Origin of the sequence: Candidatus Njordibacter sp. Uisw_002 (assembly GCF_047730155.1) — a bacterium.
GTDB lineage: Bacteria > Pseudomonadota > Gammaproteobacteria > Pseudomonadales > Balneatricaceae > Njordibacter.
In genome coordinates, this window is the sequence record NZ_CP159832.1 from 989,437 (window position 1) to 1,001,289 (window position 11,853).

Consider the following 11,853-nt stretch of genomic DNA (forward strand, 5'->3'; position numbering starts at 1 on the left):
TTGGATCTTTACCCGACAATGTCGTTGCCCTCAATCGTTCAAGTGGTTATGATTGAATCATAAAAAATAATAAAAAAAAGGCACGTGATGAAACAAGATATTAATAAAGCAGAGCAGTATTGGCATCGTAATTTACAAATTATTTTCTCCTACCTTGTGGTTTGGTTCGTGGTCTCTTTTGGCTTTGGCATTGTTTTTGTTGAAGAGCTAAATCAATTCAATATATTTGGATTTAAGCTAGGCTATTGGTTTGCCAATCAGGGCAGTATTTTAGTTTTTTGTGCACTGACTGTGGCTTATGCAATTCGTATGGGGCGCCTGGATAGTGAGTTTGATGTACATGAATAACTGCGAACAAAACTACTAATTAATCTCTCGTTACTAACAATAGGAATTCAACATGAGCCTAGAACAGCTCACTTACATGTTTGTGGTAGGGTCTTTTTGTATCTACATCGCCATCGCTTTTTGGAGCAGGGCGTCAAGCACGCAAGAGTTTTATGTGGCAGGCGGCGGTGTAACTCCACTGGCTAATGGCATGGCAACTGCAGCTGACTGGATGTCTGCAGCTTCATTTATATCCTTGGCGGGTATTGTCTCTTTTGCAGGTTACGATGCCAGTGGATTTATTATGGGCTGGACTGGTGGTTACGTACTTTTGGCGTTACTTTTGGCACCATACCTGCGTAAATTTGGTAAATTTACAGTACCTGACTTCGTAGGAGATCGTTACTATTCAAGTGTGGCTAGAGTTGTGGCTGTTGTTTGCGTATTGTTTATTTCATTCACCTATATATCTGGACAAATGCGAGGTACTGGCATTGTATTTTCTCGCTTTTTACAAGTTGAAATAGATACTGGGGTAATGATCGGTATGGCTGTGGTCTTTGTTTATGCTGTGTTAGGGGGCATGAAAGGGATCACTTATACGCAGGTGGCCCAATACTGTGTAATGATTTTTGCTTTTACAGTGCCTGCATTATTTTTGACTTTTTCAATGACAGGTCATTTGTTACCTCAAACGGGTTTAGGGGCGACCCTAAGTAATGGCCAGCCTGTATTAGACCATTTGGATGCTTTAGTGACAGAGCTTGGTTTTGCAAGTTTTACCGAAGGCAGTAAGAGTAAGATGGATATGTTTTTCATTACCGCCTCTTTGATGTTCGGCACTGCTGGCTTACCTCATGTTATTGTGCGTTTTTTCACTGTACCCAGAGTACGCGATGCACGCATATCAGCTGCATGGGCTCTGGTATTCATATCATTACTTTATTCAACAATACCAGCGGTGGCAGCGTTTGGGCGCATCAACCTCATAGAAACTGTCAATGGTGCAGACAACACAGGCACTCCGTACGAAGAAATGCCTCAATGGTTTAAAAAGTGGGAAAATGCTGGCTTGATTGCTTGGTATGATCACAATGCTGATGGTCGTACACAGTATGCCGCAGGTGACGCCTTTACAGGCCGTCAGCATAAACCTATTTATTGGGGAGCTGCCGAAGATAAGGTTGCTAGAAATTTTTATTTTAATCAGCGCCATGTTGTCAATCCAAGTAGTGGTGAGTTTGACCCGCAAGTGCAGCCCTTTGCGAATGAAATATACGTAGATCCAGACATAATGGTGCTCGCTAACCCAGAAATTGCTGAATTGCCTGATTGGGTCATTGCCTTGATTGCAGCAGGAGCTATGGCTGCAGCATTATCAACTGCAGCTGGGTTGCTTTTGGTGATTGCGACTTCTATTTCTCACGATTTAATTAAAAAGACTATTAGACCTCAAATAACGGATAAACAAGAGCTACTAGTGGCGCGTGTGGCGGCCATGGTTGCAATTCTCATCGCTGGTTATTTGGGTATGAACCCACCAGACTATGTGGCTGCTGTGGTGGCTTTGGCCTTTGGATTAGCATGTGCGTCATTCTTTCCCGCTATTATCATGGGTATTTTTTACCAACGGATGAATAAGTATGGAGCTATAAGTGGCATGCTGGTGGGTTTGATCACTACCATATGTTACATCGCCTACTTTAAATTTATGGGCGGCGAGCAAGAAGATTGGTTGCTGGGGGTTTCTCCTGAAGGATTTGGTGCTTTAGGCATGGTGCTAAACTTTATTGTGGCCTATTTGGTGTCACACTTAACACCTGAACCACCCAAACACATACAAAATATCGTGCAAAATATCCGTGTGCCTCGAAACACAGGTTCTGCATACTATTGACCAATAAAGTCATTTTTATATCTGATAAGCGATGAAATATGAATTCTAGTAGTGGGTTTAATGCTGATGTTTTGCCGTTTAATTTATTAGATGAAGATGAGCGCACTTTGCTACAAGATAATCTTGATATTGTTTATTATCAAACTAGTGAGGTCATTATTAAAACCGGTAATGCTCCAGAGGGGATGTATATCATTCTTAAAGGTTGCGTGAGTGAGTTAGATGTTCAAAGCTCAGATGTTAATCATGGGCATACCTTTGTTCATTACACTAATGATGATTATTTTGGAGCTTGGTCGGCACTTCGTGGCAATGCCATTCATGATTTTGTAGCTGATGAAGAAACCATCTGTTATTTACTTCCTACGAAGGTTTTGCTGGACTTAATCTACCGTAATTCCACTTTTGGTGACTTTTTTAACAAAGACTTATCATTACAAAAGCAGTTATTGGCGCAAAGAGATGATTCACTAAATATGACCGAGTTTATGCTCGCTCGTATAGATAGCTCATGCATGAGAGAAGCTGCATTATTGCCTAGTGGTACTGACCTAGAAGGCGCCACTGCTTATATGAGTGAGCAACAGGTTGATTGTGTGCTCGTACAGCGTGGTAGTCGTTATGGCATGGTGACTCGCACGGATTTGTTAAATGCAATTGTATTAGACAAACTGCCTTTGACATCTGACGCCCAATCTATTGCAAACTACAGGCTTATTACTGTGGAGTCTGGTGATTACTTGTTTAACGCTCTTGTGCTGATGACAGCGAACCAAATTGATCGTGTAGTTGTAATGAAAGATTCTAAACTATATGGAATTATTGATTTAGCAGATACCTTAAGCTATTTTTCCAGCCATTCTCATGTGGTTGGATTGCGTATTGAACGTGCCACCAGCATTGAACAGCTCAAAGCTGCAGCGGGGGACATGGGTAATCTAATTCGGTCTTTATACTCTCAAGGAGTGAAGATCCGCTTTGCCATGGATCTATTAGCCGCACTTAATAACAGGTTGATGTCAAAGCTGTTCAATCTTGTGGTTCCAGAAAGCCTTTTGCCTCATGTATGTTTGGTGGTTATGGGCAGCGAAGGGCGTGGTGAGCAGGTGATCAGAATTGACCAAGACAACGGACTTATTATGCGAGATGGTCTTGATTGGCCAGAGTGCCAGCAAACCTTAGAAGCATATACCCAAGCCCTTGTTGATCTAGGTTATCCTAAGTGTCCAGGAGGGGTGATGGTTAGTAATCCATTTTGGGTGCAGCCGATCAGTGAGTGGACTCAACGCATGCGAGACTGGGTAGCTAAAGCAGATAGCGATAGTTTGTTAAATCTAGCAATCTCTATAGATGCGCATCCTGTTGCTGGTAATAAAGCCTTATTTAAGACCAGTCGCAATTGGTTGTTGAAAGAACTAAAGCAGCAAGAGCGATTTTTATCATTGTTTGCAGAGGTTGCTTTAGTGTTTGAAACTCCACTCAATTTTTTGGGAGGTATTAGAGACAGAGCTTCTGGTGTCGATGTCAAAAAAGGGGGTGTTTTTCCCATTGTGCATGGCGTACGAGTGCTTGCTATGCAATATCAAATAGCAGAAACCAACACTTACAAACGTATTGAAGCATTGGTTAAGCTGGGTGTTTTGCCGCAACGCTTAGGTAGTGAGCTAAAGGAATCTTTTTCACTGTTACAGTGGTTTCGTTTGGCGCACCAGCTTAAACAGCAAGAAAGTGGCTGCAGCCCAGAGGAGATCAATAACGATATCAATTTGAGTGATTTGGATCGTTTAGATAAGGATCTATTACGCCAGTCTTTTCAGGTGGTAAAAGACTTTAAGAAACACTTATCATTAAGGTACCGTTTAGGCATGGGGCTATAATGATAAAACGTAGATTGCGGCGCATCAAAGATGTCTGGAGGGTGCGTCAGCTTAAAAGCTCATGGATGTACCTTTTTCATCACTATCAAGGAGAAGAGCTAGTCTCTTTGGATATAGAGACTACAAGCTTAGATGTTTCTAAAGCGCAAATATTATCCATAGCAGCAGTGGTGATTAAGGGTAACCGTGTAATGAGTAGCAATAAGCTATCGGTTACTTTGGCCCCGCCTAAAGAGCTACCCAAGGCTTCAGTGAAAATCCATAAACTGCGACGTATGGATCTAAATGAAGGCTTACCTGTAGAGGAGGCATTGAAAAAAATGCTTCAATTCATAGGTAATCGTCCTATTGTTGGATACAACATCGCATATGATCTAGCCGTATTGGATAAGCACTTAAGGCCGTTATACGAATTTGGGGTGCCAAATCCTTGTGTGGATGTGATGGATTTGTACCGTAATAAGGCGCGCCTATCTGGCGGCGCTGAATATCAAATCAATTTGTCTTTTGAAGCTATAGCCAAAACACTAGACGTGCCTATACTAGGTCGCCACACAGCTTTGGGCGATGCTATTACTACAGCTATTATGTATGTACGTTTAAAATCGTCAGCTAGCCTCTTCTAAAACCTACTGCATACCACCTATGTCGTAGGTAAAAATTTGTAATTCAATGCTGATCTGTCTTCGCATCCTCTTTTGAAACCGTTACAATGGCAGGCTCTAATATAAAAGAGTTAACGCTTCGTGTCTTCTTTACCTCCTGTAAATTCACCTTTATTGAGCATCAGCGATTTAGCTTGTGAGAGAGACTCACGAGTGTTGTATCAAAGCCTTAATATTACTATTGAAGCTGGTGATTTGTGGCACATAAAAGGTCGAAATGGTGCTGGAAAAACGACTTTCTTGCGTCAGCTGGCAGGGCTTCACCCGGTAGATGAAGGTGAGATTTCATTACTAAATAACAATGCTAGAGTTATCTATATAGGCCACAAGTTAGGGCTTAAAGAGCAGCTTACAGCCGATGAAAATTTAACTTGGCTTGCGGGACTAAATGGCAGCTCAACTCAACAGCAGCGTTATATAGCGCTAGAGCGAGTGGGGCTAAGAGGTTACGAAGAAAGCGTGGTTGCGCAACTGTCTGCAGGTCAAAAGCGCAGAGTCGCTTTAGCTCGACTACATCTATGTAAAGCTGATATATGGTTGCTAGATGAGCCATTCACTTCTATTGACCAGCAAGGCATTGCGGATGAACAGGAGTGGTTAAACAAGCATACCCTTGCAGGGGGAGCGGTGCTGATGACCAGTCATCAAGACATCACCTTGGCGCAAGTTAAAGTGTTAGATTTGAGCCACTGGGCACTTCAACGTTCCACAAATGAACATGGCGATATAATATGATCAGGTTTATATTGGCGATCATCCGTCGTGACTTATTGCTGGTTGCAAGACAGCCAGCAGAAATGATTAATCCGCTGGTGTTTTTTGTGTTGGTGGTGGCGTTATTTCCTTTAGGTGTTAGTCCTGAAGCATCGCTACTATCCCAAACAGCCGCCGGTGTTATTTGGGTGGCTGCAATGTTAGCTACGCTTTTATCATTAGAGCTGTTATTTAAGCTAGATCACGACGATGGTAGCCTAGAACAGCTGTTATTGGCCCCATATCCTAGTTGGACTTTGGTGCTTGCAAAAGTTTTTGTGCATTGGCTGGTCAGTGGTTTACCTCTAATATTAATATCACCGTTGATTGCTATGATGTTATTTTTACCAAGTGAGGCTGTGCCCACACTAATGCTAAGCCTTCTTCTTGGTACACCAACCCTTAGTCTATTGGGTGCTATTGGTGCGGCACTAGTCACTGGAGTAAGAGGCGGCGGCATGCTGCTAACTTTGTTAATATTGCCCTTGTATGTGCCTGTGATTATTTTTGGTGCTTCAAGCGTAGCTGCTGCAGCACAAGGTATGCCAGTTGATGGTTATATGGCCTTGCTAGCGGCCATGTTTGTATTTGCGTTGATGATCACACCTTGGGCTGCTGGTTCAGCGCTTAAGTTATAGAATATATATTAAAAAGAGATAATATTTATGGCCCAATTTAGTTGGCATATGCCCCGTTGGTTTCATCAAATGGGTTCGCCTAAGTGGTTTTATAATTTTGGTGGCTTTCTACAACCATGGTTTGCATTGGCTGCGGTTGCATTATTAACCTGTGGCATGGTTTGGGGCTTAGCTTTTGCTCCAGCAGATTATCAACAAGGTAACAGCTTTCGTATCATGTACGTCCATGTGCCATCTGCTATTTTATCCCAGTCTATTTTTTTAAGTATGGCTATAGCAGGAGCTATTGGCCTTATTTGGAAAATGAAAATTGCTTTTATGGTAGCCAGAAGCTGTATCGCTATTGGTGCAACATTTACTCTTATTGCCCTAGTTACAGGTGCTATTTGGGGTAAACCAACGTGGGGTGCATACTGGGTTTGGGATGCAAGACTGACGTCTACTTTAGTATTATTGTTTCTCTACGCTGGGGTAATGGCGTTAAATCAAGCCATAAGTGAGCGCCAAATTGCAGGTAAAGCCACAGCTATATTAGCTATTGTTGGTACTGTCAATATTCCTATCATTAAATACTCTGTAGAATGGTGGAATACCTTGCACCAAAGCTCTAGCTTTAGTCTCACCGAAAAGCCAAGTATGCCTGCAGAAATGTACTTACCCTTACTTTTGACGGTGTTAGGAAGCTATTTTTTGTTTGGTTTGGTGGTGTTGATCCGTACCAGATCGCAAATATTGCAAACACAAAATGGCGCAAGTTGGCTTTTGCAGCATAAAGATATTTCTGGAGCAAAGTAATGTATTTTGAATCTGTAGGTGAGTTATGGCGTATGGCAGGACATGGACCTTATGTCTGGTCCTGTTATGGACTTTTCATGGTGCTTTTGGCAGTCAATGTATTGCATGCTCGAAGTGAAAGACTGAGCGCCCTAAAACAGGCTAAAGCCTTTATACGACGTAACAGAAACTAAAAGGCAAACACCTATGTTGATACACCCTAAAAGACGCAAAAAGCTACTGCTTATCCTAGGTTTACTTGCAGGCACTAGCATTATTGTAGGTCTGGTTTTGTACTCGTTGTCACAAAATATAAATCTATTTTTCTCTCCCACAGATATGGCTCAAGGAAAGGCGCCTGCAGGTCAGCGTATTAGGGCAGGGGGCATGGTTCGTGAAGGCAGTTTAGAGCGTGCCACTGACAGCCTAAAAGTACGCTTTGTTATTACCGACTTTGTAGAAGATGTGAAGGTAGATTATACGGGCATATTGCCCGACCTATTCCGTGAAGGCCAAGGTATTGTGGCGCAAGGAAAAATGAATGATGAGGGTGTGTTTTTAGCAGATGAAGTGCTAGCTAAACATGATGAAAACTACATGCCTCCAGAGGTGCTTCAAGCATTGAACGAAGCTCAAGCTGCAAGCGTAAATGCTACAAATACTAATCTTCAAACAACCACTGATTCCACGTTACAAGAGACTTCAAAATGATTCCAGAAATAGGACATGTGGCGTTAATATCATCATTATTTTTAGCCTTGAGTTTAGGTCTTTTGCCAATGTTAGGCTCATATACTGGCCAAACACGTTTGATGCTTAGTGCGAAGCCTTTGGCTGTGGGTTTGGGGGTGATGCTTCTGATTTCCTTTGCCATGCTGATGGTGGCATTCGCTCAAGACGACTTTAGTGTGAGCTATGTAGCACAAAACTCCAATACAGCTTTACCTATGCAGTATAAGATAAGCGCAGTGTGGGGAGGGCATGAAGGCTCATTACTACTTTGGGTGTTGATCTTGGGTTTGTGGACGATGGCTGTAAGTCTGTTAAGTAAAAGCTTGCCGTTAACTATGCAGGCAAGAGTTTTGTCTGTCATGGGCATGATCGGTGTTGGCTTTATTTCCTTCACCTTATTTACAAGTAATCCTTTTGCGCGTTTATTACCAGATGCAGCGCTGCAAGGAGCAGATCTTAATCCTTTGTTACAAGATTTTGGCCTTATTGTTCATCCTCCTATGTTGTATATGGGTTATGTTGGATTTTCTGTCGCTTTCTCCTTTGCTATCGCAGCTTTGTTAGACGGTCGTTATGATGCTGCTTGGGTGAGATGGTCACGTCCATGGACTAGCGTTGCTTGGGCTTTCTTAACGGCAGGTATTGCTTTGGGTAGTTGGTGGGCATACTACGAACTTGGCTGGGGTGGCTGGTGGTTTTGGGATCCTGTTGAAAATGCTTCTTTTATGCCTTGGCTAGTAGGTACGGCGTTATTGCACTCTTTGGCAGTGTCAGAAAAAAGAGGCTTGTTCAAAAACTGGACTATATTGTTAGCTATTTTGGCGTTTAGTTTAAGTTTGTTGGGCACCTTTTTAGTGCGATCAGGTGTATTAACGTCTGTGCATGCTTTTGCTTCAGATCCAGATCGTGGCTACTATGTGTTAGTGTTATTGGCCATCACTGTAGGTGGCTCTTTGTTGTTGTTTGCACTACGAGCAACCACCGTAGAAAGTCGGGTTGGATATCGTTTTTGGTCTCGAGAAACTTTCTTGTTATCTAATAATATTTTGCTGATTGTTGCTGCTTTAACTGTATTGTTAGGCACTTTGTACCCATTGTTATTGGATGCTGTAGGTGGTGGAAAAATATCTGTAGGCCCACCGTACTTTAACGCTGCATTTGTGCCTTTGATGGTGTTATTGATCATTTCCATGGGGTTAGGTTTAGGCTCAAAGTGGAAGCGAATTAATCCAAGTGAACTTTGGCAAGTGTTGCGTTCCCCAGCACTTATAGCCATCATCCTAGGGGTGTTATTTCCGTTCGTATATAAAGGCGAATTTAATCCCTCAACGGCACTAGCTGCGGCACTTTTGGTGTGGCTGTTATTGGCGTCTTGGGTAGATTTGAAAAGACGGTTACGCCATCAAACATTTTTTGCAGGCTTGAAGCAGTTGAATCCTGGTTACTACGGTATGTTATTAGCGCACGTAGGTATTGGAATCACGGCCTTAGGCATTGCCGTTGTGAGTCATTATTCTTTACAAAAAGACTTGCGAATGGATGTTGGAGACAAAGCGACTCTTGGCCAGTACGAGTTTACTTTCATGGGTGTTGAAAATGTCACGGGGCCTAACTTTACTGCGATTGAGGGCAAGGTTAAGCTTGTTAAAAATGGCGATTTTTCGGCTTATTTATTACCTCAAAAACGTACTTATACGGCTCGTGGTCAAACCATGACTGAAGCGGCTATTGATCCAGCTTTAAATCGTGATGTTTATGTCGCTATGGGTGAGCCACTGGCAAATGGAGCTTGGGCAATGCGCTTGCATATCAAGCCAATGATACGTTTGATTTGGCTTGGCGCTCTTATGATGGCTTTAGGTGGGGTATTAGCAGTATGGGATAAACGCTATAGGCGTAAAAAATCTGTCGCACAGGAAGCTTTATCATGAGCACAGCTACAAAACGGCTACTAATGATCTTACCAATGTTAATGGCCTTTGGATTAGGTTTGTTTCTATACCAAGGCATTGGTCAAGACCCCAATAAAATGGAGTCTAGTTTGATTGGCAAACCATTGCCTGAATTCAGCAGCGAAACCCTAATGTCAGCTACTACCATAGTGACACGAAAGGATATGCTCGGACAGCCTGCTTTAGTCAATGTGTGGGCTACCTGGTGTCCTACATGTCGGGCTGAGCATGAATTTTTATTGTCCATAGCAGCACAAGAAAATGTACGTATCTTCGGTGTTAATTACCATGATCAAAGAGCCGCTGCACAACAGTGGCTAACTGACTTAGGCAACCCCTATGTATTTTCAGTGTTTGACCCACAAGGTGACCTAGGTATTGATTTAGGCGTTGTTGGTGCGCCAGAAACCTATTTAATTGATGCCGATGGCATAGTTATTGATAAGGTGACGGGCGAATTAAACGAACGTACGTGGGTAGATTTGCGGACACAATATCTTAGCTTGCTGAAGGATGTAAAATGATGGTTAGAATTTTTTTAACCTTTGTGTTTTTTTGTATGGCAAGTGTAATACCTTTGGTTACACAAGCAGATATCACTTCTTATGAGTTTGAAGAGCCTGAAATGGCGCAGCGTTTTGTAGGTTTAACTACAGTTTTGCGTTGCCCAAAGTGTCAAAACCAGAACTTAGCTGACTCAGACTCTATTATTGCTAAAGATCTGCGCACTCAGATACAAACTTTGATTAATTCAGGCAATACAGATCAGCAGATTACTGAATTTATGGTGCAGCGCTATGGTGATTTTATATTGTATGATCCTCCATTTAACAAATCCACCATGGTGCTTTGGCTCACACCCATTGGAATGATTCTTATTGGTTTATTTGCTTTATGGTTTTTTGGCCGAAAAGCCCAGCCACAAAGTGCAATGTTAACGCCTGACGAGCAACAACAGCTGAATCAGCTCCTAGCCGATAATAAGCTTCAGGACAGGGATTAAAAAATGACTGAACTATGGGCAGCTATTGCTCTTTTACTGTGTTTGACAAGTGGTTTTATTTTATGGGCTTGGTTGCGTCCTCTGCCCCCTTCAGTAGTTCCTAACAATAGACACCATCTTGTAGTCGATCTTTATCGCATCAAGCAAAAAGAGCTTGATCAAGAGCTTGAGTCTGCACAGATAAGTCGGGGTGATTATGACCTGCGGTTAGCAGAAATGCAGCGTACATTATTGCTAGAAACCGCAGACACAAAAGCGGCTCCTGCTCCTTCAGGTTCATCTAGCCGAGCGGGTGGCCTATCTTTACTGTTTGTCGCATTGGTGGTGCCTGCTGCAGGCTTGCTCACATACCTTGAGCTAGGCGCTTATAATAGTTTAGAGCAAAACATCAATTTACAAACAACGCGCTCGATCACACAGTCTGCTGCGTCATTACAAGTTTTAATTGTCAATCTTGAACAAGAGTTAGAGCAAAAGCCTAATAACCCAGAAGGATGGTACTTGTTAGCCAATAGCTATATGCAAGGTGAGCAAACACTTTTGGGCATCAATGCGTTTGAGCAAGCTCTAAAATATGTACAAAGTGGCAGCCGCCAAGAGGCTGCACTTTTAGGTCAATATGCTCAAGCGTTATTCTTCCATGAGGGTGAGTTTAGTCTAAGGGTCAATGAAGCTATTGCTAGTGCTCTAGAAAAAAATCCTAATGATGTTTCTGCTTTAAGTTTATTGGGTATACAGGCCTTTGAAAGTGAAAATTATAATGCGGCGATACAGTTTTGGCAGCGTGCTTTACCAAACGCAGGTGAAGGCCAAGGTAAAGCCTCACTTCAAGCTGGAATTGATAGTGCACAACAACTTCAAAACGGTGGCAAAGAGATAGAGCTAGGTATAAGCGTGCCGATTAACGTGTCTTTGGCCAATGGATTATCCTTGCCCTCCCCATCAGCTACACTGTTTGTTTACGCAAAACAGGTTGGTCAACGTATGCCTTTATTTGCAATTAAACTTAATCCTAATAATCTTCCGCTGGAGGTGCTTTTAACCGATGCGATGGCTTTGCAACAGGGCACTAAGTTGGCAGATTATAAAACACTGCACTTAAGTGCTCATGTTGCTATGGCTGGAGTGCCTGGCCAAAAAGCAGGCGATTTATTGAGCCCAACAGTGGTTATTAATGTGGATGAAGCTAGCGCTGGGCAAGTAAATTTGACCATTGACCAAATCCTGAAGTAATC

Annotated in this window: 13 protein-coding genes; all 13 read left to right on the top strand. The window is 42.6% G+C overall.

Annotated features, from left to right (window positions below; all coding sequences use genetic code 11):
• Positions 1-87 precede the first annotated feature (87 nt).
• The 13 genes from ABXT42_RS04720 to ccmI all read left to right on the top strand — a co-directional run bounded on the left by ABXT42_RS04720 (position 88) and on the right by ccmI (position 11,851).
• On the top strand, positions 88-348 hold the full coding sequence (locus ABXT42_RS04720) for a DUF4212 domain-containing protein (RefSeq protein WP_443629217.1): 261 nt from the start codon (positions 88-90) through the stop codon (positions 346-348).
• Between the two features lie 52 nt (positions 349-400).
• Positions 401-2,224: a sodium:solute symporter family protein gene (locus tag ABXT42_RS04725; protein ID WP_443629218.1), complete on the top strand. Its 1,824-nt coding sequence runs from the start codon at positions 401-403 to the stop codon at positions 2,222-2,224.
• Positions 2,225-2,262: 38 nt separating this feature from the next.
• Positions 2,263-4,101: a DUF294 nucleotidyltransferase-like domain-containing protein gene (locus tag ABXT42_RS04730; RefSeq protein WP_443629219.1), complete on the top strand. Its 1,839-nt coding sequence runs from the start codon at positions 2,263-2,265 to the stop codon at positions 4,099-4,101.
• Positions 4,101-4,727: a 3'-5' exonuclease gene (locus tag ABXT42_RS04735; RefSeq protein WP_443629220.1), complete on the top strand. Its 627-nt coding sequence runs from the start codon at positions 4,101-4,103 to the stop codon at positions 4,725-4,727. The genes ABXT42_RS04730 and ABXT42_RS04735 overlap by 1 nt, the downstream gene beginning before the upstream one ends.
• A 120-nt stretch (positions 4,728-4,847) precedes the next feature.
• On the top strand, positions 4,848-5,501 hold the full coding sequence (gene ccmA / locus ABXT42_RS04740; RefSeq protein WP_443629221.1) for a cytochrome c biogenesis heme-transporting ATPase CcmA: 654 nt from the start codon (positions 4,848-4,850) through the stop codon (positions 5,499-5,501).
• Positions 5,498-6,157 carry a heme exporter protein CcmB gene (gene ccmB / locus ABXT42_RS04745; RefSeq protein ID WP_443629222.1) on the top strand — a complete coding sequence of 220 codons (660 nt, stop codon included), beginning with the start codon at positions 5,498-5,500 and terminating at the stop codon, positions 6,155-6,157. The genes ccmA and ccmB overlap by 4 nt, the downstream gene beginning before the upstream one ends.
• 27 nt (positions 6,158-6,184) lie before the next feature.
• The gene (locus ABXT42_RS04750; RefSeq protein ID WP_443629223.1) at positions 6,185-6,952 is read left to right on the top strand and encodes a heme ABC transporter permease; all 768 of its coding nucleotides are present in this window, start codon (positions 6,185-6,187) and stop codon (positions 6,950-6,952) included.
• Positions 6,952-7,125 carry a heme exporter protein CcmD gene (gene ccmD, locus ABXT42_RS04755; RefSeq protein ID WP_443629224.1) on the top strand — a complete coding sequence of 58 codons (174 nt, stop codon included), beginning with the start codon at positions 6,952-6,954 and terminating at the stop codon, positions 7,123-7,125. Before ABXT42_RS04750 ends, ccmD begins: the two co-directional genes overlap by 1 nt.
• 19 nt (positions 7,126-7,144) lie before the next feature.
• Complete coding sequence (ccmE, locus tag ABXT42_RS04760; protein WP_443629442.1) at positions 7,145-7,642, top strand: cytochrome c maturation protein CcmE; 498 nt, start codon at positions 7,145-7,147, stop codon at positions 7,640-7,642.
• Positions 7,639-9,594, top strand: a complete 1,956-nt coding sequence (locus ABXT42_RS04765) for a heme lyase CcmF/NrfE family subunit (protein WP_443629225.1) — start codon at positions 7,639-7,641, stop codon at positions 9,592-9,594. Before ccmE ends, ABXT42_RS04765 begins: the two co-directional genes overlap by 4 nt.
• Positions 9,591-10,139: a DsbE family thiol:disulfide interchange protein gene (locus ABXT42_RS04770; protein WP_443629226.1), complete on the top strand. Its 549-nt coding sequence runs from the start codon at positions 9,591-9,593 to the stop codon at positions 10,137-10,139. Before ABXT42_RS04765 ends, ABXT42_RS04770 begins: the two co-directional genes overlap by 4 nt.
• Positions 10,136-10,618: a cytochrome c-type biogenesis protein gene (locus ABXT42_RS04775; RefSeq protein WP_443629227.1), complete on the top strand. Its 483-nt coding sequence runs from the start codon at positions 10,136-10,138 to the stop codon at positions 10,616-10,618. The genes ABXT42_RS04770 and ABXT42_RS04775 overlap by 4 nt, the downstream gene beginning before the upstream one ends.
• A 3-nt stretch (positions 10,619-10,621) precedes the next feature.
• Positions 10,622-11,851 (top strand): c-type cytochrome biogenesis protein CcmI, encoded by a 1,230-nt coding sequence (gene ccmI, locus ABXT42_RS04780; RefSeq protein WP_443629228.1) that lies wholly within the window; start codon positions 10,622-10,624, stop codon positions 11,849-11,851.
• Positions 11,852-11,853 lie beyond the last annotated feature (2 nt).